Source organism: Micromonospora sp. DT178, from assembly GCF_049841695.1.
GTDB lineage: Bacteria > Actinomycetota > Actinomycetes > Mycobacteriales > Micromonosporaceae > Micromonospora.
Genome location: NZ_JBNCKV010000001.1, coordinates 255,464 through 276,863 on the forward strand (window position 1 = coordinate 255,464; position 21,400 = coordinate 276,863).

Annotated in this window: 21 protein-coding genes and 1 tRNA gene; 15 read left to right on the forward strand and 7 right to left on the reverse strand. The window is 73.0% G+C overall.

Features of this window, described 5'->3' with window-relative positions:
- Positions 1-7: 7 nt before the first annotated feature.
- Together ACLQ22_RS01280 and ACLQ22_RS01285 are read right to left on the reverse strand one after the other, a co-directional pair.
- The gene (locus ACLQ22_RS01280; protein WP_425691053.1) at positions 8-697 is read right to left on the reverse strand and encodes a TetR family transcriptional regulator; all 690 of its coding nucleotides are present in this window, start codon (positions 695-697) and stop codon (positions 8-10) included.
- Positions 698-926: 229 nt separating this feature from the next.
- Entirely contained in the window at positions 927-1,883 is a 957-nt protein-coding gene (locus ACLQ22_RS01285; RefSeq protein WP_425690679.1) for an acyl-CoA desaturase, read from the reverse strand.
- 133 nt (positions 1,884-2,016) lie between these two features.
- On the opposite strand from ACLQ22_RS01285, the gene ACLQ22_RS01290 reads away from it, so the two are divergent.
- The 9 genes from ACLQ22_RS01290 (at position 2,017) to ACLQ22_RS01330 (ending at position 10,587) form a co-directional block, all read left to right on the forward strand.
- A complete protein-coding gene (locus ACLQ22_RS01290) occupies positions 2,017-2,772 on the forward strand; it encodes a helix-turn-helix domain-containing protein (RefSeq protein WP_425690680.1) in 756 nt (251 codons plus the stop codon).
- Positions 2,773-2,817: 45 nt separating this feature from the next.
- Positions 2,818-2,888 (forward strand) — tRNA-Gln (locus ACLQ22_RS01295).
- Between the two features lie 32 nt (positions 2,889-2,920).
- On the forward strand, positions 2,921-4,498 hold the full coding sequence (gene glmU, locus ACLQ22_RS01300) for a bifunctional UDP-N-acetylglucosamine diphosphorylase/glucosamine-1-phosphate N-acetyltransferase GlmU (RefSeq protein WP_425690681.1): 1,578 nt from the start codon (positions 2,921-2,923) through the stop codon (positions 4,496-4,498).
- A gap of 55 nt (positions 4,499-4,553) precedes the next feature.
- Positions 4,554-5,534 carry a ribose-phosphate diphosphokinase gene (locus tag ACLQ22_RS01305; protein WP_121396689.1) on the forward strand — a complete coding sequence of 327 codons (981 nt, stop codon included), beginning with the start codon at positions 4,554-4,556 and terminating at the stop codon, positions 5,532-5,534.
- Between the two features lie 412 nt (positions 5,535-5,946).
- On the forward strand, positions 5,947-6,636 hold the full coding sequence (locus ACLQ22_RS01310) for a 50S ribosomal protein L25/general stress protein Ctc (protein WP_425690682.1): 690 nt from the start codon (positions 5,947-5,949) through the stop codon (positions 6,634-6,636).
- Between the two features lie 105 nt (positions 6,637-6,741).
- Positions 6,742-7,332 carry an aminoacyl-tRNA hydrolase gene (gene pth, locus ACLQ22_RS01315; protein WP_416607065.1) on the forward strand — a complete coding sequence of 197 codons (591 nt, stop codon included), beginning with the start codon at positions 6,742-6,744 and terminating at the stop codon, positions 7,330-7,332.
- Between the two features lie 125 nt (positions 7,333-7,457).
- On the forward strand, positions 7,458-8,291 hold the full coding sequence (locus tag ACLQ22_RS01320) for an inositol monophosphatase family protein (protein WP_121396687.1): 834 nt from the start codon (positions 7,458-7,460) through the stop codon (positions 8,289-8,291).
- 80 nt (positions 8,292-8,371) lie between these two features.
- The gene (gene cysD / locus ACLQ22_RS01325; protein WP_425690683.1) at positions 8,372-9,283 is read left to right on the forward strand and encodes a sulfate adenylyltransferase subunit CysD; all 912 of its coding nucleotides are present in this window, start codon (positions 8,372-8,374) and stop codon (positions 9,281-9,283) included.
- The gene (locus tag ACLQ22_RS01330) at positions 9,283-10,587 is read left to right on the forward strand and encodes a sulfate adenylyltransferase subunit 1 (protein WP_425690684.1); all 1,305 of its coding nucleotides are present in this window, start codon (positions 9,283-9,285) and stop codon (positions 10,585-10,587) included. The genes cysD and ACLQ22_RS01330 overlap by 1 nt, the downstream gene beginning before the upstream one ends.
- Positions 10,588-10,620: 33 nt before the next feature.
- Here ACLQ22_RS01330 and galK read toward each other — a convergent pair whose 3' ends face one another.
- Both galK and galE read right to left on the reverse strand, forming a co-directional pair.
- Positions 10,621-11,781, reverse strand: coding sequence for a galactokinase (galK, locus tag ACLQ22_RS01335; RefSeq protein ID WP_425690685.1), 1,161 nt, complete (start codon positions 11,779-11,781; stop codon positions 10,621-10,623).
- Positions 11,778-12,761 (reverse strand): UDP-glucose 4-epimerase GalE, encoded by a 984-nt coding sequence (galE, locus tag ACLQ22_RS01340; RefSeq protein WP_425690686.1) that lies wholly within the window; start codon positions 12,759-12,761, stop codon positions 11,778-11,780. Before galE ends, galK begins: the two co-directional genes overlap by 4 nt.
- 265 nt (positions 12,762-13,026) lie before the next feature.
- Between galE and ACLQ22_RS01345 the strand changes: the two genes are divergently transcribed.
- From ACLQ22_RS01345 to ACLQ22_RS01370, 6 genes are all read left to right on the forward strand, one after another.
- Positions 13,027-13,962 (forward strand): hemolysin family protein, encoded by a 936-nt coding sequence (locus ACLQ22_RS01345; RefSeq protein ID WP_425691054.1) that lies wholly within the window; start codon positions 13,027-13,029, stop codon positions 13,960-13,962.
- A 33-nt stretch (positions 13,963-13,995) separates the two neighbouring features.
- Positions 13,996-15,021: a tryptophan--tRNA ligase gene (gene trpS / locus ACLQ22_RS01350; RefSeq protein WP_425690687.1), complete on the forward strand. Its 1,026-nt coding sequence runs from the start codon at positions 13,996-13,998 to the stop codon at positions 15,019-15,021.
- Between the two features lie 46 nt (positions 15,022-15,067).
- Complete coding sequence (locus ACLQ22_RS01355) at positions 15,068-15,625, forward strand: 2'-5' RNA ligase family protein (protein ID WP_121396680.1); 558 nt, start codon at positions 15,068-15,070, stop codon at positions 15,623-15,625.
- Between the two features lie 158 nt (positions 15,626-15,783).
- Entirely contained in the window at positions 15,784-16,707 is a 924-nt protein-coding gene (locus ACLQ22_RS01360) for a YihY/virulence factor BrkB family protein (protein ID WP_425690688.1), read from the forward strand.
- Complete coding sequence (locus ACLQ22_RS01365; protein ID WP_425690689.1) at positions 16,704-17,090, forward strand: GntR family transcriptional regulator; 387 nt, start codon at positions 16,704-16,706, stop codon at positions 17,088-17,090. Before ACLQ22_RS01360 ends, ACLQ22_RS01365 begins: the two co-directional genes overlap by 4 nt.
- A gap of 179 nt (positions 17,091-17,269) precedes the next feature.
- Positions 17,270-17,710: a hypothetical protein gene (locus tag ACLQ22_RS01370; protein ID WP_311413717.1), complete on the forward strand. Its 441-nt coding sequence runs from the start codon at positions 17,270-17,272 to the stop codon at positions 17,708-17,710.
- A gap of 40 nt (positions 17,711-17,750) precedes the next feature.
- Here the strand turns inward: ACLQ22_RS01370 and ACLQ22_RS01375 are convergent, their stop codons facing one another.
- From ACLQ22_RS01375 to ACLQ22_RS01385, 3 genes are all read right to left on the reverse strand, one after another.
- Positions 17,751-18,122, reverse strand: coding sequence for a VOC family protein (locus ACLQ22_RS01375; protein WP_425690690.1), 372 nt, complete (start codon positions 18,120-18,122; stop codon positions 17,751-17,753).
- 177 nt (positions 18,123-18,299) lie between these two features.
- The gene (locus ACLQ22_RS01380; protein WP_425690691.1) at positions 18,300-19,934 is read right to left on the reverse strand and encodes a glycoside hydrolase family 13 protein; all 1,635 of its coding nucleotides are present in this window, start codon (positions 19,932-19,934) and stop codon (positions 18,300-18,302) included.
- 222 nt (positions 19,935-20,156) lie between these two features.
- Entirely contained in the window at positions 20,157-21,245 is a 1,089-nt protein-coding gene (locus ACLQ22_RS01385) for a LacI family DNA-binding transcriptional regulator (RefSeq protein WP_425690692.1), read from the reverse strand.
- Positions 21,246-21,400: the final 155 nt, after the last annotated feature.

Sequence of the window (21,400 nt, forward strand, 5' to 3'; positions counted from 1 at the left end):
GTCAGGGTCAGCGGCCCCGCACGGTGATCAGGCTCGGCTTCGCCTCCAGGTGCGACAGCCCGCTCCAGGCCAGGTTGACCAGGTGCGCCGCCACCGTCTCCTTGCGCGGCTTGCGCACCTCCAGCCACCAGCGGCCGGTCAGCGCCACCATCCCCACCAGCGCCTGCGAGTAGAGCTCGGCCAGCTTCGGGTCGTAGCCCCGGCTGGAGAACTCGGCGCCCAGGATGTGCTCCACCTGGTGCGCCACGTCGTTCATCACGCTGCTGAAGTTGCCCGCCGCCGACAGCACCGGCGACTCCCGCACCAGCACCCGGAAGCCGCTGGTCTCCTCCTCGATGTACGTCAGCAGGGCCAGCGCCGCCTGCTCCAGCAACTCGCGCGGGTGCCCGGCGGTCAGGGCCGTGGTGATCCGGTCCAGCAGGGCGCGGACCTCCCGGTCCACCACCACCGCGTAGAGCCCCTCCTTGCCGCCGAAGTGCTCGTAGACCACCGGCTTGGAGACCTTCGCGCGGGCCGCCACCTCCTCGATGGAGGTGGCGTCGAAGCCGCGCTCGGCGAAGATCTGCCGGGCGGTCGAGATCAGCTGCTCCCGGCGCTGGGCCGCCGACATGCGTACGCGTGAGGAGGGTTTGGAGGCCGCGGCGGGAACCGCCCGCCGCCGGCCGGTCGTGCCGTCGCTGCCAGGGACATCCGCCATGTTCTCGTCACTCCGCCGGCGCTCGGTGACGCCCTGTCGTCCGATGGTGCCGCCGCCGTGCTGGGTCACGTCGCCCCCTCGCCGGTCGTCGGTCGGGTGGCGCCGCCGCCCCCTGCGACCGTATCCGCGGCGGGCCCCGCCCCCGTGCCGCCGGGCCACCCGGCGTCGCACCCGCTTCGCTCGGTCACCCGGCCATCCTGCCAGGCGATCTCCGCGCCCATCGCCCGCTCTACCGCCCGGCGGCCGGTTCCACGAGCTTCGCCGCGATGCGCTCGGGCTTCGGCCAGCGCACGTCCCACGCCGCGCCGAGCTTCTCGAACAGCCAGATCACCCGGGCCGAGATGTCCACCTGGCCGCGCAGTACGCCGTGCCGGGCGCTGGTCGGATCGGCGTGGTGCAGGTTGTGCCAGCTCTCGCCGAACGACACGATCGCCAGCGGCCAGAAGTTCGACGCGCGGTCGCCCTGGCGCATCGCGAACGGCCGCTCCCCGTAGACGTGGCAGACGGAGTTGATGGACCAGGTCACGTGGTGCAGGAGCGCGATGCGCACCAGGCCGGCCCAGAAGAGCGCGGACAGCGCTCCCCGCCACGACCAGGTGAGCAGGCCGCCCATCAGCGCGGGGCCCAGCACCGAGACCACCACCAGCAGCGGAAACAGCCGGTCCACCCGGTTGATGTCCCGGTCGGCGAGCAGGTCCGGGGCGAAGCGCTTCCGGTTGGACAGCTCGCGGCCGAAGAGCCAGCCGACGTGCGCGTGGAACAGGCCCTTCGTCAGACCACGGACGCTCTCCCCGAACCGCCACGGCGAGTGCGGGTCGCCCTCCAGGTCGGAGAAGGCGTGGTGGCGCCGGTGGTCGGCCACCCACTGGATGATCTCGCCCTGCACCGCGAGTGAGCCGGACACCGCCAGCGCGATCCGCAGCCAGCGCTTCGCCTTGAACGACCCGTGCGTGAAGTACCGGTGGTAGCCGACCGTGATGCCCAGCCCGGAGAGCACGTACCAGAACCCGGCGACGGCCACGTCGGTCCAGCTCAGCCACCCACCCCAGGCGACCGGTACGGCGGCGAGGAGGGCCAGGAAGGGGATCACCACGAACGCCCAGAGGGCGATGAGGATGCCCCGCGACTGGGTGCCCTGGGTGAGGGGCTTCGGGCCGGCGGTCGGGTCGAGGGACGTGGCGGACATGGCACCTCGCAGAGGGACGCGATGATCACGAAGCTACGCCTACGTCACCGTAACTTAGGTTTCCGGCGTGCGCACGGGACAGCGTCGGGGATGAATGTCTGGAGTGTCGTACGTCCGTTCTAAGCTGCTGCTCATGACCGATTCGCCGGCTGACGATCCGTATCCGCCGACGGTCCGTGGCTATCGTGGACCGACCCCGCACCTGCATGAGGATGCGCTTCGCCTCCGACGCCGGGGCTGCACCGTCCCGGAGATCGCAAAGCGGGTCGGTGTGGCTCGCTCCACCGCCTATCAGTGGGTGCGGCACCTGCCGATAGACCTCGACTCCGAGGAGGTCCGGGCTCGTCGGCGGGCGCACTCCAAGGTGATGACGGATGCCCAGTGGGGCGAGTATCGCGCTGCTCGCGACGCCGCTCGGGCCGAGACGGTCGCGAAGGTCGCGGCGTGGGTGAAAGACCTGCGCTATCGGGAACTGGTCCTCGTGGGCGCGGCGATCTATTGGTGCGAAGGCGGCAAGGCGAAGCCTTGGCGTCCGAATGACTGCCGGTTGAAGTTCATCAACAGCGACCCGACGCTGGTGCTGCTGTTCCTCCGATTCGTCGAGGCGCTCGGGGTCGCCCGAACCGGGCTTCGGTTCCGGGTCAGCATCCACGAGAGCGCGGATGAGGCGGCGGCGGTGCGATGGTGGGCCGACCTGGTGAGGGTGCCGGCGGCGGAGTTTCAGCGTTCATCGCTCAAACGGCACCGGCCCGCGACGAAGCGGCAGAACGTCGGCGCGGACTATCGGGGCTGCCTCACGGTCTACGTCCCGCGGTCGAGCCGCCTCTACTGGAAGGTCGAAGGGATCATGAAGGGAATGAGCGATGGCGTCACGGGCGAGGGGCGCTAAGGTGTAGGGGTCCGGCAAGCTGTTGAGTTTGCCCGTTTTAGACCGTCCCGGGTCGTCTAATGGCAGGACGTCAGGTTTTGGTCCTGATTGTAGGGGTTCGAGTCCTCTCCCGGGAGCTTCCGCTCGTCGCGGACGATGTCTGGTTAGCATGGCCGCGAGACTTTTCGCCGTCCCGACGGGAGCCCTTGTCGTGTCCCAGCCCCACCTCCGCACCGTTGTCGTGCTCGCCGCCGGTGAGGGCAAGCGGATGAAGTCGGCGCTGCCCAAGGTGCTGCACCCGCTGCTCGGCCGTACCCTCGTCGGCCACGTGCTCGCCGCCGCCGCGCCGCTGGCCGCGGACCGCACCGTGGTCGTGGTGGGCCACGGCGCCGACCAGGTCCGCGCGCACCTCGCCGAGATCGCCCCCGACGCCACCCCGGTGCTCCAGGCCGAGCAGCTCGGCACCGGGCACGCCGTCCGGATCGCGCTGGACGCCGTGCCGGAGGCCACCGGCACCGTGGTCGTCATCAACGGTGACGTGCCGCTGCTGCGCCCGGAGACGGTGGCCGCGCTCGTGGAGGCGCACGAGGGCGCGGGCGCGGCGGCGACCGTGCTCGCCGCCGAGGTGCCCGACCCGACCGGCCTGGGCCGGATCGTGCGCGACGCCGACGGACGGCTCGAGCAGATCGTCGAGGAGCGCGACGCCACCGGGGCGCAGCGGGCGATCCGGGAGATCAACGCCGGCATCTACGCGTTCGACGCCGCCCGGCTGCGCGACGCGCTGGGCAAGCTGTCGACCGACAACGACCAGGGCGAGGAGTACCTGACCGACGTCTTCGCCCTGCTGGGCTCGGCCGGCGAGCCGGTGGCGGTGCACGTGGCGGCGGACCACGTGGAGACGCTGGGCTGCAACGACCGGGTCGAGCTGGCCGCCCTGCGCCGCCTGCTGCGCGACCGGGTCAACGAGGCGTGGATGCGTACCGGGGTCAGCCTGCTCGACCCGGACACCACCTGGATCGACGTGACGGTCGCGCTGGACCGGGACGCCGTGGTCGACCAGAACACCCAGCTGCGCGGCGGCACGGTGGTCGGCACGGGCGCCGTGGTCGGGCCGGACGTGACGCTGATCGACACGGTCGTCGGCCCGGGCGCCACGGTGCTGCGCAGCCACGCGGTGGGCGCGGAGGTCGGTCCGGGCGCCAGCGTCGGGCCGTACGCGTACCTGCGGCCGGACGCCCGGCTGGCCGAGAAGGCCAAGGTCGGCACGTTCGTCGAGGTGAAGAACTCGGAGGTGGGTGCGGGCGCGAAGGTGCCGCACCTGTCGTACGTGGGGGACGCGACGATCGGCGCGAAGGCGAACATCGGCGCGGCGACGATCTTCGTGAACTACGACGGGGTGAACAAGCACCGCACCACGGTCGGCGAGGCCGCGTTCATCGGCTGCGACACCAGCCTCATCGCGCCCGTCGAGGTGGGCGCCGGGGCGTACGTGGCGGCGGGCAGCGCGATCACGCAGGACGTGCCGCCGGGCGCGCTCGGGGTGACCCGTGCGCCGCAGCGCAGCATCGACGGCTGGGTGGCCCGCAAGCGGGCCGGTACGGCCTCGGCGGAGGCGGCGGCCCGGGCCCGGGCGGCCGATGAGGATGCGTCGGCGCCGGGATCCCGGGCAAGTGAAGGTGAGGCAATCCACGGGGATGCCGAGCCGGTCGGGTCGGCCTCGGGCGCGGGGGATACTGCAACCGAATAGTCCCCGGCCCACCACCACCGCCGGGTACCACCGACCAACGGGAGCAGACGGGCCCATGGGCAGCATCGTCGCCGAAAACCGCAAGAGCCTGATGCTTTTTTCCGGACGTGGCTTTCCGGAGTTGGCCAAGGAGATCGGTGAGGTGCTCGGCGTCGCGCCGACGCCGGCCGACGCGTACGAGTTCGCCAACGGTGAGATCTTCGTACGGTTCAAGGACTCGGTGCGCGGTTCGGACGCCTTCGTGGTGCAGTCCGTCACGCACGGGGTCAACACGTGGGTCATGGAGACCCTCATCATGATCGACGCGCTGAAGCGCGGTTCGGCCAAGCGGATCACCGTGGTGCTGCCGTTCTACCCGTACGCGCGGCAGGACAAGAAGCACCGCGGCCGGGAGCCGATCTCGGCCCGGCTGGTGGCGGACCTGCTGAAGACGGCCGGGGCGAACCGGATCCTCACCGTCGACCTGCACACCGCGCAGATCCAGGGCTTCTTCGACGGCCCCGTCGACCACCTCTTCGCGATGGACATCCTCGCCGAGTACGTCGAGCACAAGTACGCCGGCCGCCCGATGACGGTGGTCGCGCCGGACTCGGGCCGGGTGCGGGTGGCGGAGCGGTGGACGGACCGGTTGGGTGGCTGCCCGCTGGCGTTCATCCACAAGACCCGGGACCCGCTGAAGCCGAACCAGGTCGTGGCGAACCGGGTGGTCGGTGAGGTCGAGGGGCGGGTCTGCCTGATCGTCGACGACATGATCGACACGGGCGGCACGATCTGCAAGGCGGCGGACATCCTCCGGGAGTCCGGCGCGGCGGACGTCATCGTCGCCTCGACCCACGCGCTGCTCTCCGACCCGGCGACCGAGCGGCTGAAGAACAGCCCGATCAGCGAGGTCGTGGTGACCAACACGCTGCCGCTGCCGCCGGAGAAGCAGCTCGACAAGATCACCGTGCTGTCGATCGCGCCGCTGCTGGCGCGGGCGATCCGCGAGGTCTTCGACGACGGCTCGGTGACCACCCTCTTCGGCGGCCTGAGCTGACCGTCTGACGCCGGGCCGGGCGGCGCCGCCGCCCCCCGGTCCGGCGTCGGCCGCCCCAGCGGCGGCGTCGCCGCGCCGACCGGTCGTGGGCGCGGAGGCCGCACCGGCGGCCCCTCGGGCGGTGGCGCGCGGCGGCCGGCGGCGGGTGTCGCCGGGGCGGGCCCGGATCGCCCTGCGGGCCTGCGGGAACGGTGATAAGGGGACTGCCGGAGCGCGCGGAATCAGCTCGGGTAGACTGGTGCGGTTGCCACGGCGAGGGTGCCCGGCGGGCCGCTGAAAAGCGCCGCACGGAGGCACCGTCATCGACGCGGTGCTCCGGGCAGTCGTTCTCGACGCATGAGCCCCAGCGAGCCCCTCGCCCCAGCACCGCCAGACGACAAGCCGCCGCAGCGAAAGCATCAGGAGTTTCCCCGTGTCCGAGGTAAAGATCAGCGCCGAGCCCCGCACCGAGTTCGGCAAGGGTGGTGCCCGTCGTACCCGCCGGGCCGGCAAGGTGCCCGCCGTGCTTTACGGCCACGGCGAGAAGCCCAAGCACATCGCGCTGCCGTCCCGTGAGTTCGCCGCCGCGATCCGCAAGGGTGGCGCCAACCAGCTCTTCGCGATCGAGGTCAGCGACGGCACCCAGGTGCTGGCGCTGCCGAAGGCGATCCAGCGTGACCCGATCAAGGACACCTTCGAGCACGTGGACCTGCTGCTGGTCCGCCGGGGCGAGAAGGTCACCGTCGAGGTCCCGGTCCAGCTGACCGGTGAGGCCGCGAAGGACACCCTGATCGTGCACGACCACGACACCCTGTCGGTCACCGCCGACGCCACCAAGGTGCCGGACCACCTGGAGGCCTCGATCGAGGGCATGGAGGCCGGCACCCAGGTCACCGCCGGCGACGTGGAGCTGCCGGCCGGCGTCGAACTGGCCGCCGACTCGGAGCAGACCGTCGCCTCGGTGACGGCCGCGCCGACCGCCGAGCAGCTCGAGGCCACCCTCCCCGAGGTCGAGGAGGCCGCCGAGGAGGCCGAGGCCGGTGTCGGCGAGGAGACCGCCGAGGCCGCCGAGGCGCCGGCCGCGGAGGGCGAGGAGACCGCCGAGGCGAAGACCGAGGCCTGACCGGTCCGCATCGTTGCGACAGGCGTCCCCGCGCGGTCGGGGGCGCCTGTCGGCGTATCGGTGGCCGGGCGGGCGGGTGACGGCGAGCAGCGGGAGGGGCGGGGCGTGACGGACGAGACGGGGCCGTGGCTGGTGGTCGGCCTGGGCAACCCGGGTCGGGAGTACGCCGGCAACCGGCACAACGTCGGCTTCATGGTGGCCGACCTGCTGGCGGGCCGGCTCGGTGCGAAGTTCGGCCGGCACAAGCGGGCGGTGGCCGAGGTCGCCGAGGGGCGGCTCGGGTTCGGCGGGCCGAAGCTGGTGCTGGTCAAGCCGCTGACGTACATGAACCTCTCCGGCGGGCCGGTGACCGGCCTGGCCCAGTTCCACAAGGTGCCGCCGGGCCGGGTGGTCGCGGTGCACGACGAGCTGGACATCGGCTACGGCCAGCTGCGGGTGAAGTGCGGCGGTGGCGAGGGCGGGCACAACGGCCTGCGGTCGATGTCGAAGTCGCTGGGCACGAAGGAGTACGTCCGGGTGCGGTTCGGCATCGGTCGGCCGCCGGGGCGGCAGGATCCGGCGGACTACGTACTGTCGGATTTCGGCGCGGCCGAGCGCAAGGAGCTGGAGTTCCTGGTGGACCGGGCCGCGGATGTGGTGGAGTCGGTGATCACCAGGGGCGTGGAGCCGACGCAGAACCTCTACCACGGGGTGTGAGCGCCAGGTCGGGCGCCGGAGGCCGGTAGTCTTCGCCTTTCGGCGCGACGCGACCGCCGGGGCGGGTCGTCGTCGGCGGCGGCGTGCCGGGCGTGGAGCACGGCGAGGCGACGGGAGCAGGAGTCATGGGCAGTCCTCCGATGATCGACGGCGCTTTCGCCCGGTGGCTGGCGGCGCGGGCCGGTCAGGCGCTGCTGGCCCTGCGCTCCGAGATGGGCTTCGCCGACGCGGGGGCGTTGAAGTCGGCGGGCGACAAGGTCTCGCACGACCTGATCCGCACCGAGCTGGCGAAGTGGCGGCCGGGTGACGCGGTCCTCTCCGAGGAGGACGAGGGTTCGCGGCTGGCGTGGGCGGCGGAGGTGAACGCCGAGGCGGTGTCCCGGCTGACCGCCGACCGGGTGTGGATCATCGACCCGCTGGACGGCACCCGGGAGTTCTCCGAGGAGGGCCGTTCGGACTGGGCGGTGCACGTGGCGCTCTGGGCGCGCAACGCGCCGACGCCGCACGGGCTGGTGGCGGGCGCGGTGGGGCTGCCGGCGCAGCAACGGGTGCTGGGCACCGACTATCCGCCGGCGTACCCGCCGCTGACCCTGGAGGCGGCGGCGGCCCCCGGCGGGCGGACGATCCGCCTGGCGGCGAGCCGCAGCCGGCCGCCGGTGTTCCTGACCGACCTGGCGGAGGACGTCGGGGCGCACCTGGTGCCGATGGGCTCGGCCGGGGCGAAGATCGCCGCGGTGGTCACCGGCGAGGTGGACGCCTACATCCACGCGGGCGGCCAGTACGAGTGGGACTCGGCCGCGCCGGTCGCTGTGGCGACGGCCACCGGACTGCACGCTTCCCGGATCGACGGTTCTGCGCTGAGATACAACGAGGCGGATCCGCGCCTGCCGGACCTGCTGGTCTGCCGCAAGGATCTCGCCAGTCGGTTGCTTGCAGCGTTGCAGCGTCATTCCGGGTAGCCTGATCGGCACTTCTTGGCATGCCCGACCGGAAAGGTCTGGAATACGATGAGCGGATTCGAGCGAAGCGAGCCCGTGTCATGACCGCCCCCGCCGCCTACCAGGTGTCGCACCTCGACGCGCTGGAGGCCGAGAGCATCTTCGTGATGCGCGAGGTGGTCGCCGAGATGGAGCGGCCGGTGCTGCTCTTCTCGGGCGGCAAGGACTCGATCGTGATGCTCCGGCTGGCCCAGAAGGCGTTCGCCCCGGCCAACATCCCGTTCCCGGTCATGCACGTGGACACCGGGCACAACTTCCCCGAGGTCCTGGAGTACCGGGACCAGCGGGTCGCCGAGCTGGGGCTGCAACTGGTGGTGGCGAGCGTGCCGGAGGCGCTGGCCAGCGGGCTGGTGCGGGAGTCGGCCGACGGGATGCGCAACCGGATCCAGACGCCGGTGCTGCTGGAGGCGGTGGAGAAGCACCGGTTCGACGCGCTCTTCGGCGGCGCCCGCCGCGACGAGGAGAAGGCCCGCGCCAAGGAGCGGGTGTTCAGCTTCCGCGACGAGTTCGGCCAGTGGGACCCGAAGAACCAGCGCCCGGAGCTGTGGTCGCTCTACAACGGCCGCCACCACCCGGGCGAGTCGATCCGGGTCTTCCCGCTGTCCAACTGGACCGAGCTGGACGTCTGGCACTACATCGCCCGCGAGCGCATCGCCCTGCCGTCGATCTACTATGCCCACGAGCGCGAGGTAGTCGAGCGCGACGGGATGCTCTACGCGGTCAACGAGTTCTTCCGTCCCCGGGCGGGCGAGGACCGGTTCAAGGAACGGGTGCGCTACCGGACGGTGGGCGACGCGTCCTGCACGGCGGCGGTCCGTTCCGACGCCGACACGGTCGAGAAGGTCATCGAGGAGGTCGCCGCCACCCGGATCACCGAGCGCGGCGCGACCCGGGGCGACGACCGGGTCAGCGAGGCCGCCATGGAGGACCGCAAGCGGGAGGGCTACTTCTGATGACCACCGAGACCGTGGCGCCCGCGGCCACCGAGACGCCCGGCAGGCCGATGGACCTGCTGCGCTTCGCCACCGCCGGCAGCGTCGACGACGGCAAGTCGACCCTGATCGGCCGGCTGCTCTACGACACGAAGTCGCTCTTCACCGACCAGCTCGCCGCCGTCGAGGCGGTCAGCGCCGCCCGGGGCGACGAGTACACCAACCTGGCGCTGCTCACCGACGGCCTGCGGGCCGAGCGCGAGCAGGGCATCACCATCGACGTGGCGTACCGCTACTTCGCCACCCCCCGGCGGAAGTTCATCATCGCGGACACCCCGGGGCACATCCAGTACACCCGGAACATGGTCACCGGGGCGTCGACGGCCGACCTGGCGCTGATCCTGGTGGACGCCCGCAAGGGCCTGGTCGAGCAGTCCCGCCGGCACGCGTTCCTCTGCTCGCTGCTGCGGGTGCCGCACCTGGTCCTCTGCGTCAACAAGATGGACCTGGTCGACTGGTCGCAGGAGGTCTTCGAGCGGATCGCGGACGAGTTCACCGCGTTCGCCGCGAAGCTCGACGTGCCCGACCTGACGGTGGTGCCGATCTCGGCGCTGCGCGGCGACAACATCGTCTCCCGGTCGGAGAACATGCCCTGGTACGAGGGCCCGTCGCTGCTGCACCACCTGGAGCGGGTGCACATCGCCAGCGACCGCAACCTGGTCGACGTCCGGTTCCCGGTGCAGTACGTGATCCGCCCGCAGTCGACCACCGTCACCGACTACCGGGGCTACGCCGGCCAGGTCGCCTCCGGCGTGCTCAAGCCGGGCGACGAGGTGATGGTGCTGCCGTCCGGGTTCACCAGCCGGATCACCGCCGTGGAGACCGCCGACGGGCCGGTCGCGGAGGCGTTCCCGCCGATGTCGGTGACCGTACGGCTGGAAGACGAGATCGACATCTCGCGGGGCGACATGATCTGCCGTCCGAACAACGCCCCGGCGGTGTCCCAGGACATCGAGGCGATGGTGTGCTGGATGGACGAGACCCGTCCGCTCCAGGTCGGCGGCAGGTACGCCGTCAAGCACACCACCCGCTCGGCGCGGGCGATCGTGCGCGGGCTGCACTACCGGCTGGACGTCAACTCGCTGCACCGCGACGAGTCCGCCGACGGGCTCAGGCTCAACGAGATCGGCCGGGTGCGGTTGCGGACCACCGTCCCGCTGCTCGCGGACGAGTACCGCCGCAACCGCACCACCGGCGGCTTCGTGATCATCGACGAGGCCACCAACCGTACGGTCGGCGCGGGGATGATCGTCGAGGCGCAGTGACCCCCACGGTGGGCGGGTGACCGCCCACCGTGGTCAGTCCAGCTGGGTCGCGCCCGCGCCGGGCAGGACGGTGACGTGGCCGGGCGCGGCGAAGCCCCGCTCGGCGTACGCGGCCGTGACGGCGGCGGCGACCGCCTCGGCCCGCTCCGCGTCGACGAGAGCGAGGACGCAGCCGCCGAAGCCGCCGCCGGTCATCCGCGCACCGAGCGCCCCGGCGGTCAGGGCCGCCTCGACGGCCGTGTCGATCTCCGGGACGGTGATCTCGAAGTCGTCCCGCATCGAGGCGTGCGAGGCGGTCAGCAGCGGGCCGATCTCGCGTACCCGCCCGGCGCGCAGCAGCGCGACGGTGTCGAGCACCCGCTGGTTCTCGGTGACGACGTGCCGTACCCGGCGGCGGGTCTCGTCCTCGTCGAGTCGGGCGAGGGCGTCGGCCAGCCCGTCGGCCGGGACGTCCCGCAGCGCCGCGACGCCGAGCAGCCCGGCCGCCCGCTCGCAGGAGGCCCGGCGGGCGGCGTACTCGCCGTCGGCGTGCCGGTGCGGGGCCCGGCTGTCGACGACCAGCACGGCGAGGCCGGCGGCGTCCAGGTCGAAGGGGACCTGCTCGACGGACTCGTCGCGGCAGTCCAGGAACAGCGCGTGCCCGGCGCGGCACCGGATCACCGCCGACTGGTCCATGATCCCGGTCGGCGCGCCCACGTAGTCGTTCTCCGCGCGTTGGGCCAGCCGGGGCCGCCGCTCAGCGGGCAGGTCCAGCCCGCCCAGGTCGACCAGGGCGGCCAGCACGGCGGCCTCCAGCGCCGCCGAGGAGGAGAGCCCGGCGCCCAGCGGCACGTCGGAGGCGATCGCCAGGCGCGCGCCGGGCACCGCGTGCCCCGCCTCCCGCAGCGCCCAGACGACCCCTGCCACGTAGGCCCCCCAGCCGTCGACGCGGCCGGGCCCGGCGAGCTCGTCGGCGCCGAAGGTGACCGTCTCGCCGGTGAGCTCCGAGCAGACCGTCCAGGTGTCGCCGGGTTGCGGGGCGGCTGCCACCACCGTGCGCAGCGGCAGGGCGAAGGGGAGCACGAAGCCGTCGTTGTAGTCGGTGTGCTCGCCGATGAGGTTCGCCCGCCCGGGAGCCGCCCAGTGGCCGGCGGGCGGCTCGCCGTACGCCGAACGGAAGCCGGCGGTGGCGCGGGTCGCGACGTCGTCGGTCATCGCGGCCCCACGACGTGCGTGCGGTAGAAGGCCCAGGCGTCGGTGACGATGTCGGGCAGGGTCGGCTTCTGCGGCACCCAGCCCAGCTCCTCGCGGGCGAGCGCGGACGACGCGACCAGCTCGGCGGGATCGCCCTCGCGGCGCGGCGCCACCTCGACCGGCACGGGGTGCCCGGTGACCTCGCGGACCACGTCGACCACCTGCCGGTTGGTGAAGCCGTTGCCGTTGCCCAGGTTGTAGATCCTGTGCTGGCCGGCGGTCGCGGCGTCGAGCGCCAGCAGGTGGGCGCGGGCCAGGTCGGCGACGTGGATGTAGTCGCGCACGCAGGTGCCGTCGACGGTCGGGTAGTCGTCGCCGAAGAGCTGGAGCTTCTCCCGCCGGCCGGCGGCCACCTCCAGCGCGATCGGGATCAGGTGGGTCTCGGGGTCGTGCCGCTCGCCGAGCGCGACGTCGCCGTCGAGGTACGCGCCGGCGACGTTGAAGTAGCGCAGCGAGACGGCGGCCAGGCCGTGCCCGATCGCCTCGGAGGTGAGGGCCATGTCGACGGCGAGCTTGGTGGCGCCGTACGTGTTGGTGGGGGCCTTGACCGCGGTCTCCGGGATCGGCAGCTCGGTGGGGTTGCCGTAGACGGCGGCGGTGGAGGAGAAGACCAGGCGGGGCACGCCGGCGGCCCGGACGGCGTCGATCAGGGCGATGGAGCTGACCGTGTTGGCGTGCCAGTAGAGCTCGGGCCTGGTCATCGACTCGCCGGCGGCGATCAGCGCGGCGAAGTGCAGCACCCCGTCGAAGCCCGCACCGGGGGTGAGCACCCGCGCGGCGTCGTGGACGGACGCGTCGACGTACGTCGCGTCGGGGGCGAGCGCCTCCCGGTGGCCGGTGCGCAGGTCGTCGAGCACCACCACCTCGTGGCCGGCGTCGAGCAGCATCCGGGTCACCACGCTGCCGATGAAGCCGGCGCCGCCGGTGACGAGCAGTTTCACGTCGGTCTCCTCCTGCCTGGCCGCCCGGTCGCGGCCCGTGTCGTGATCACCCTACGGCCGGTCGCGCGGGGACCGCCCACCGTCGGCGACCTTGCCATTCCATCATGATTCCCCAACTTCGAACAGACCCGAACACGGACAGCCTGTCGGGCCGGTGCTGTCTACCATCACTGTCATGCGGGAAGCGGGTGCTCCCGGGCCGCGGCGACGCGCCCGGAGCCGGTCACGCCGCGAGCCGGGGCCGCTGCCCCGGGCCGTCGCCCGGATGGTGGTGCGCGCCGCGGACGCCGCCACCCGGGCGGTGACGGCCCTGCTCGGCGCCAGCCCGGCGGCCGGCCGGGAGCGGATCAGCGAGGCGGAGCTGCGCGACCTGGTCGCCGCCAACACCCTGCTCGACCCGGTCGAGCGCCGCATCATCGACGAGGTGCTGGTCGCGGGCGCGAGCCTGGTCCGCGAGGTGATGATGCCGCGCACCGAGGTCGTCTTCCTCTCCGCCCGGCTCACCATCGCCGAGGCGGAGCGGCTGGTCCGCGCCGAGACGCACACCCGCTACCCGGTCATCGACGGCACCCACGACGACGTGGTCGGCTTCGTGCACCTGCGCGACGTGCTGCTCCACCCCGACCTCGACCCCCGGACCACCGTCGGCGAGCTGACCCGGGAGGTGAAGCGGCTGCCCGGCAGCAAACGGGTGCTCGCCGCGCTCAGCGAGATGCGCCGGGAACGCCACCACCTCGCCGTGGTGGTCGACGAGTACGGCGGCACCGCCGGCATCGTCACCCTGGAGGACCTGATCGAGGAGCTGATCGGGGAGATCCACGACGAGTACGACACCGCCCCCGACCCGGTGCACGCGGGCCTGCCCGCCGTGGTGGACGGCCGGCTCAACCTCGCCGACTTCGCCGAGCACACCGGCGTGAGCCTGCCACCCGGCCCGTACGAGACCGTCGGCGGCTTCGTGATGGCCGCGCTGGGCCGGCTCCCGGTCGCCGGCGACGAGGTGCCGGTGACCGCCGGCCCGGCCGGCGACGGCCGCGCGGAACCCGACGACCCGTCCGGCGGATGGCTGCTGCGGGTGCTCACGCTGGAGGGGCGACGGGTGGCCCGGCTCACGGTCACCGCCGGGCGCCTGCCGGAGCCACGGCGCGAGGTCGCCGCCCCGACACCGACGGGGCGGAGCCGACCCGCCGGCCCGTCATGACGCGCACCGGGTCTTGCTGACAGAATTGCCGCCATGTCCGACGTACCCGCCCGCCCCCGCGTCTTCTCCGGCATCCAGCCGACGGCCGACTCGTTCCACCTCGGCAACTACCTGGGCGCCGTGCGGCACTGGGTGGCGTTGCAGGACACGCACGACGCCTACTACTGCGTGGTCGACCTGCACGCGATCACCGCGGGGCACGACCCGAAGACGCTCGTGCAGCGCTCCCGGATGGCGGCCGCCCAGCTCTTCGCCGTCGGCCTCGACGCCGAGCGCAGCACGGTCTTCGTGCAGTCGCAGGTGCCCGAGCACTCGCAGCTCGCCTGGGTGCTGGGCTGCATCACCGGGTTCGGCGAGGCGAGCCGGATGACGCAGTTCAAGGACAAGTCGCAGAAGCAGGGCGGCGAGCGGGCGAGCGTCGGCCTGTTCACCTACCCGATCCTGCAGGCCGCCGACATCCTGCTCTACCAGGCCAACGCCGTGCCGGTGGGCGAGGACCAGCGTCAGCACCTGGAGCTCTCCCGCGACCTTGCCCAGCGGTTCAACTCGCTGTTCGGGCCGACCCTCACGGTGCCCGCGCCGCACATCGTCAAGGACACCGCGAAGATCACCGACCTCCAGGACCCGACGGCGAAGATGTCGAAGTCGTCCTCGTCGCCGGCCGGCATCGTCAACCTCCTGGAGGATCCGGCCCGCTCGGCCAAGAAGATCCGTTCCGCGGTCACGGACACGGGGCGGGAGATCGTCTTCGACACCGAGACCAAGCCCGGCATCTCCAACCTGCTGACCATCTACTCGGCCCTGAGCGGGCGCAGCGTCGACGACCTGGTCGCCGCGTACGCCGGCAAGGGCTACGGCGACCTGAAGAAGGACCTCGGCGAGGTGGTGCGGGAGTTCGTCGGCCCGATCCAGGAGCGCACCCGGACCTACCTCGACGACCCGGCGCAGCTGGACAAGCTGCTCGTCGCCGGCGCGGAGAAGGCCCGCGCGACCGCCGACGCGACGCTGCGCACCGTGTACGAGCGGGTGGGCTTCTTCCCGCCGGTGCGCGGCGAGTAGCGCCCCGGCGCGACGGGTGAGGGCGGACAAGCCGGTGGCCGGAGGGATGACGGACAGCGTGGATCGCAGGGACGGGGCGCCGGACGCCGGTGACACCATCGAGATCGGCATCGCGGTCGACATCCCGGAGCCGTGGGGCGGCATGCTCACCCGGCGGCGCGTCGAGGCCGGCGACCCGCGGGTCGTGCCCGCCCACGTGACCCTGCTCGGGCCGACCGAGATCCCGGTGGCGACGCTGCCGGCGGTGGAACGGCACCTCGGCGCGGTCGCCGCCGCCCACCTGCCGTTCACCCTGCACCTGCGGGGCACCGGCACGTTCCGGCCGGTGACCCAGGTCGTCTTCGTGGCCGTGGCCGCCGGGATCAGCGAGTGCGAGCTGCTCGCCGCCGCGATCAGGGCCGCCCCCGAGCTGCACCGCGAGACGCGCTTCCCGTACCACCCGCACGTCACCGTGGCGCAGGACGTCGCACCGGAGGCGCTGGACCGGGCGTACGAGGACCTGGCCGACTTCTCGGCCATGTTCGAGGTGGAGGCGTTCACCCTCTTCTCGCACAGCGGGCAGACCCGGTGGCAGCCGCGCCGGGACTTCCGGCTGGGCGGCTGAGCGGTCGCCCGGGTGCGCCACGAGCACCACGGCGTCCACCGCGCCGACGCCGACCCACGCCGTACGACCGACGCCGACCCGCGCCGCGTGGTCGCCGCCCGGTGCGGGCCGGCGGCCGGTTGCCGGCGCGGGGGCGGGAGATCGGCGAGGATGACGGCGTGAACGTGCTGGGCCGCATCGAGGCGGGCATCGACCGCCGGATCAGTGCCGCGCGCCGCCGGTGGGGCGCCGCCGACCACCTGTGGCGGGCCGGCGTGCTCTACAACGACGTGCTGGGCGGGCGGCTGGCCGCCGCGATCGCCTACTACGGCTTCTTCGCGGTCTTCGCGCTGGCGCTGGTCGGGTACTCGATCTTCGGGGCCATCCTGGAGGACAACGACGAGGTCAGCGCCGCCGCCGCGGACTTCCTCCGGGAGAACCTGCCGTTCCTCGACCCCGTGCAGATCGCCGACAGCAGCGGCACGGTCGGGGTGGTCGGCCTGATCATCCTGGCGTTCACCGGGATCGGCTGGGTGGAGGCGATCCGCTCCTCCCAGCGGCTCATGTACGGGCTCAACCAGCAACCGGGCAACCTGGTGGTCCGCCGCCTGGTCGACCTGGGCGTGCTGTTGGTCATCTTCGTGCTGCTCGGCGTCTCGGTGGCGGCGGTGGACGCCCTGGAGTCGCTGCTGCGCTTCCTGCTGCGCAGCACCGGCTCGGTCGGCCTGACCACGGTCAGCGCGGTGCTCAGCGTGCTGGTCAACGCGGTGCTGGCCACCCTGCTGCTGGTGGCGGTGCCGAGGCTGCGGATGACCCGGTCCCGGCTGCGCCCGGTGGTGCTGCTGGTCGCGGTCGGCATCACGCTGCTGAACACCGTCGGGCGCTTCTACGTGGTGCGCACCGAGCGGAACCCGGCGTACACGGTGGTGGCGGGCGCCGTGGGCCTGCTGCTCTACCTCTACCTGCTCAACCAGCTGGTGCTCTTCGGCGCGGCGCTGGCCGCGACCAGCCCGCGCGGTCGGGTGGTGGACCTGGCGGAGGGCCCGGCGCCGGTCGACCTGGACGTGGACACGGATCCCGGCACCCCGGGCGGGGCCGGATGAGCGGCGGAGCGGGCGTGCGGATCTCGGTCGACCAGGCCTCGGCGGTGCCGCCGTACGAGCAGGTGCGCGGGCAGCTCGCGGAGCTGATCGGGACGGGCCGGTTGGCGGTGGGCACCCGGCTGCCCACCGTCCGACGGTTCGCGGCCGACCTCGGGCTGGCGGTCAACACCGTGGCCCGGGCCTACCGGGAGCTGGAGGCGGCCGGCCTGCTGGAGACCCGCGGCCGGCACGGCACTTTCGTCGCACCCGGGCGCGATGATGCGACGGACCGGTTGCAGCAGGTAGCGGCCGACTACGCCGCCGAGGCCGCCCGGTTGGGCGTGCCGCCCGCGGCGGCGCTGGCCCTGGTCCGCGCGGCGTTGGACGCGACGCGACCGGGCTGACGCGCGTCCGCGCTCCGGCCGCCGCCGACGACACGGGACTGGTCGGCCCGCTGGCAGGCCGCCGTCGGCGTTCCCGCCGCCTGACCGCCGACGGCGCGGCGGAATCCCGACAGCCACGGGGGCGGTGAATAGGGGCGAATGCCTCCCGGTGCCGCGGCGCGACGGACCATGATGGGCGCGTGGGCGCACTCGTGACACTGGACCTGCCGGACGACTCGCCGATGCTCGGCCTGCCGTGGATCATCACCTTCGGGCCGCTCGGCGACGCCGACGAGTGGGAGCCGGTGGTCTGCGGCCCCTACGAGCGGCCGCACGCCCTCGCGCTGGCCGAGGCGATCGTCGCCGAGGAGCAGCTGATGGCGGTGGTCGAGCCGCTGCTGCCCGCGGTCTCGGCCGAGGAGATCCGGGGCGAGATCGCCGCGGCCCAGGTCGCCGCCGAGGACGAGGCGGCGCAGCTCGACCAGGCCGACCTCTACGGCGACTTCGAGGACACCATCGACGAGGAACTGGAGGCGGCGGCCGAGGAGGCCGACCGGGCGGAGCCCCTCGCCCCGCCCACCGAGGCCGAGCTGCGGGCGGGCTTCGGGCGCATCGCCGCCAAGCTCACCGGCGGCGCCTGAGCCGGTCCGGGCGGAGCCGGGGCCGCCCGGGCGGCGCGGGTCAGCGGCGGTGGGGCGAGCGGTGCAGCACGCAGAACTCGTTGCCCTCGGGGTCGGCCAGCACCGTGAACCCCTCGTCGCCGCGCTGCCCCACGTCCGTGGGCCGGGCGCCGAGCCCGATCAACCGGCTCACCTCGTCCGCCGGATCGCCGTCGGCGACCACGTCCAGGTGCAGCCGGTTCTTCCCGTGCTTGGGCGTGCCGGAGCCCTGCAACCAGACGGTGGGAGCCCCGACCCGGTCGTCCGGGGGATGGAGCTTCGCGCTGCCGTCGCCGCCGGCGTCGACGGCGTAGCCGAGCGCCGCCGCCCAGAAGCCGGCCATCAGGTCGAGATCGACGACGTCGAGGGTGTACTGCGCGACGCGAACCACCATGGGCCCGTCGTACCCGCAGGGGCCGGGGGCGACACGTGCCCCGATGGACGCCGGCGCCGCCGGAGCGGACTCCGGTGGCGCCGGCGCCACCTCACCCCCCACCACAAGGGGTCGGTAGCCCAGTCGCCCGTCGGCGCGGGGCACAACGGACGACCAGGTCGATGACGGGTTACCCGCTCAGCGCCGTTCGAACCAGGCCGCCGCGTCGACTCCGAGCAGATGGCCGGAGCCCTGCCCGGTGAGCGGCTCGCTGGCGGCGATCGGCGCGCCGTACCCGTCGATCAGGGCCGGCGCACCGCTGATGTTGACCACGCAGGTCAGCACGGTGTCGCCGGCGGTGCGGCTGAAGGCGAGCATGCCCGGCCCGGCCTCCAACCAGGTGACCCCGCCCGCGTCGGCGGCCAGCGCCGGGTGTTCCCGGCGGATCCGCAGCGCGGTGCGGTAGAGCTCCAGCGTCGAGCCGGGCACGCCGGCCTGGGCGGCGACCGAGAGGCCACGCCAGGTCGCGGGGGCCGGCAGCCAGCTCAGCTCGCTGCCCTGCGGCCCGAAGCCGTACGGGGCCAGCTCGCCGCTCCACGGGATCGGTACGCGGCAACCGTCCCGGCTCTGGCCGGTGCGCAGGAACGCCGGGTCCTGGCGCAGCTCGTCCGGCAGGTCGAGCACCTCCGGCAGGCCCAGTTCCTCGCCCTGGTAGATGTAGGCGCAGCCGGGCAGGGCGAGCATCAGCAGGGTGGCGGCCCGCGCCCGGCGCAGCCCCTCGGCGCCGTCGCCGTAGCGGGTGACGTGCCGCTGCTTGTCGTGGTTGGACAGCACCCAGGTGGTGGGCGCGCCGACGATCGTCGACTCGGCGAGCGCGGTGTCGATGACCTTGCGGAACGAGTCGGCCGACCAGGTCGCGTCGAGGAAGTCGAAGCTGAACGCCTGGTGCAGCTCGTCCGGGCCGATGTAGCGGGCGAGGCGCTGCGGGGTCTCGGCCCACGCCTCGGCGACCGCCATCCGGCCGCCCGGGTAGCTGTCCAGGATCGGCCGCCAGGCGCGGTAGATGTCGTGCACCTCGTCCTGGTCGAAGTAGGGGAGCCGGCCCTTGCCGAGCAGCTCCGCCTGGCGCTGACCGGTGGTCATCGAGCTGAACCCGACGTCCGGCAGCCCCTCGGCCTTGATCATGCCGTGCGCCACGTCGATCCGGAAGCCGTCCACGCCCCGGTCGAGCCAGAAGCGCAGGACGCCCTCGAACTCGGTGCGTACCTCCCGGTGGCGCCAGTTCAGGTCCGGCTGGGCCGGGTCGAACAGGTGCAGGTACCACTGGCCGTCGTCGATCCGCGTCCAGGCGGGGCCGCCGAAGATGCTCTCCCAGTCGTTGGGGGGCAGCTCGCCGTGCTCGCCGGTGCCCTCGGCGAAGAGGTAGCGCGCGCGCTCGGGGGAGCCGGGGCCGGCGGCCAGCGCCGCCTGGAACCACGGGTGCGCGCTGGAGGTGTGGTTGGGCACCAGGTCGACGATGATCCGCAGGCCGAGGGCGTGTGCGTCGGTGATCATCGCGTCGAAGTCGGTGAGGGTGCCGAACATCGGGTCGACGTCGCGGTAGTCGGCGACGTCGTACCCGCCGTCGATCATCGGCGAGGTGTAGAACGGGGTCAGCCAGAGCGCGTCCACCCCGAGGTCGCGCAGGTACGGCAGGCGCTCACGGATGCCCTGGAGGTCGCCGACGCCGTCGCCGTTGGAGTCGGCGAAGCTGCGTACGTAGACCTGGTAGACGACCGCGGAGCGCCACCAGTCGTCGTCGGAGGTCAGCGGCGTGGGGTTGCTGACGGTCATCGGTGGCGTTCCCCGTTCTGTGGCGCGGGACGGCGGCACCCGGCGCGGTGCGGGTGCGGGGGCGGTGTCTGAGCAGAATGCCGCCCGCGACTGCAAGAGTCAAGCATTCCTTGCGCAAGAAATGGCAATGATCACGCCACGACTCCGCCGGCTCACGCCCGGTGAGCCCTTCCGGGGCCTGCGGCCGGGTCGGAGAGGGCGGTCAGGCGGGAGCCGTGGCGGTCAGGCCGGTACGGCGAGGGCGGGCGGGGCCGGGCGCTGCCGGGTCGCGCCGCCCGGGGCCCGCCGCGCGGCGTCGGTGGGGGCGACCGCGGTGGAGCCCCGCACCACCAGTTCCGGGCGGAACACGTACTCCGAGTGCGGGGCGGCGTGCCCGTTGATCTCGTCGACCAGGGCCCGGACGGCGGCGACGGCCATCGCGGCCACCGGCTGCCGCATGGTGGTCAGCGGCGGGTCGGTGAAGGCCATCAGCGGGGAGTCGTCGTAGCCGACCACCGACAGCTCGCCGGGGACCGACATGCCGCGCTGCCGGGCGGCCCGGATCGCGCCGAGCGCCATCAGGTCGGAGCCGCAGACGATGCCGGTGACGCCGCGGTCCAGCAGCCGGGCGGCGGCGGCCTCGCCACCCTCCACACCGAACAGGGAGAGCTCGGCCAGTTCGTCGAGGCCGGCCTCGTCGACGCCGACCAGCCGGCCCATCGCGGCCCGGAAGCCGGCCACCCGGCGCTGCACCGGCACGAACCGGTCCGGGCCGGTGATCAGGCCGATGCGGCGGTGCCCGAGCGCCACCAGGTGGGCCACGGCCAGCTCGGTGGCCTCGCCGTCGTCACAGGAGACGAAGGGCGCGGGGATGCCGGGCGCGTAGCCGTTGATCATCACGACGGGCAGCGGGCGGGCGATCAGGGCCCGGTAGCGGTCGTGGTTGGCGGCGGTGTCGGCGTGCAGGCCGGAGACGAAGACTATTCCGGAGACCTGCCGGTCCAGCAGCATCTCGACGTACTCGTCCTCGGTGACCCCGCCGGCGGTCTGGGTGCACAGCACGGGGGTGAAGCCGCTCTGCGCCAGGGTCGACTCGATCACCTGGGCGAAGGCCGGGAAGATCGGGTTGTCGAGCTCGGGGACCACCAGACCCACGAGGCCGGCGCTGCGCTTGCGGAGCCGGGCCGGGCGCTCGTAACCGAGCACATCGAGGGCGGTCAGTACGGCTTGCCGGGTTTCGGGGGCCACTCCCGGGCGGTCGTTGAGCACCCGCGACACCGTGGCCTCGCTGACTTCGGCCTGTTGGGCGATGTCGGACAGTCGAGCGCGCATGGGCGCACTTTAGCTCACTGGCAAGTTCTTGCGTACACTTCTGCAAGCCCTTCCATTCTCTGCAACCTCTTGCTAACGTCCCCGCAACACGCGAGAGCAGCGGCGCAGCACGCCGAGCGCCGGTTGGCAAGAAACTTACAGAGCTTCCACTGGCG

What these genes read in the sequence shown, in the direction of transcription:
- ACLQ22_RS01280 (WP_425691053.1), bottom strand. Translation starts at nt 697, where the DNA reads ATGGCGGATGTCCCTGGCAGCGACGGCACGACCGGCCGGCGGCGGGCG.
- ACLQ22_RS01285 (WP_425690679.1), bottom strand. Translation starts at nt 1,883, where the DNA reads ATGTCCGCCACGTCCCTCGACCCGACCGCCGGCCCGAAGCCCCTCACC.
- ACLQ22_RS01290 (WP_425690680.1), top strand. Translation starts at nt 2,017, where the DNA reads ATGACCGATTCGCCGGCTGACGATCCGTATCCGCCGACGGTCCGTGGC.
- glmU (WP_425690681.1), top strand. Translation starts at nt 2,921, where the DNA reads ATGGCCGCGAGACTTTTCGCCGTCCCGACGGGAGCCCTTGTCGTGTCC.
- ACLQ22_RS01305 (WP_121396689.1), top strand. Translation starts at nt 4,554, where the DNA reads ATGGGCAGCATCGTCGCCGAAAACCGCAAGAGCCTGATGCTTTTTTCC.
- ACLQ22_RS01320 (WP_121396687.1), top strand. Translation starts at nt 7,458, where the DNA reads ATGGGCAGTCCTCCGATGATCGACGGCGCTTTCGCCCGGTGGCTGGCG.
- cysD (WP_425690683.1), top strand. Translation starts at nt 8,372, where the DNA reads ATGACCGCCCCCGCCGCCTACCAGGTGTCGCACCTCGACGCGCTGGAG.
- ACLQ22_RS01330 (WP_425690684.1), top strand. Translation starts at nt 9,283, where the DNA reads ATGACCACCGAGACCGTGGCGCCCGCGGCCACCGAGACGCCCGGCAGG.
- galK (WP_425690685.1), bottom strand. Translation starts at nt 11,781, where the DNA reads ATGACCGACGACGTCGCGACCCGCGCCACCGCCGGCTTCCGTTCGGCG.
- ACLQ22_RS01345 (WP_425691054.1), top strand. Translation starts at nt 13,027, where the DNA reads ATGGTGGTGCGCGCCGCGGACGCCGCCACCCGGGCGGTGACGGCCCTG.
- trpS (WP_425690687.1), top strand. Translation starts at nt 13,996, where the DNA reads ATGTCCGACGTACCCGCCCGCCCCCGCGTCTTCTCCGGCATCCAGCCG.
- ACLQ22_RS01355 (WP_121396680.1), top strand. Translation starts at nt 15,068, where the DNA reads ATGACGGACAGCGTGGATCGCAGGGACGGGGCGCCGGACGCCGGTGAC.
- ACLQ22_RS01365 (WP_425690689.1), top strand. Translation starts at nt 16,704, where the DNA reads ATGAGCGGCGGAGCGGGCGTGCGGATCTCGGTCGACCAGGCCTCGGCG.
- ACLQ22_RS01375 (WP_425690690.1), bottom strand. Translation starts at nt 18,122, where the DNA reads ATGGTGGTTCGCGTCGCGCAGTACACCCTCGACGTCGTCGATCTCGAC.
- ACLQ22_RS01380 (WP_425690691.1), bottom strand. Translation starts at nt 19,934, where the DNA reads ATGACCGTCAGCAACCCCACGCCGCTGACCTCCGACGACGACTGGTGG.
- ACLQ22_RS01385 (WP_425690692.1), bottom strand. Translation starts at nt 21,245, where the DNA reads ATGCGCGCTCGACTGTCCGACATCGCCCAACAGGCCGAAGTCAGCGAG.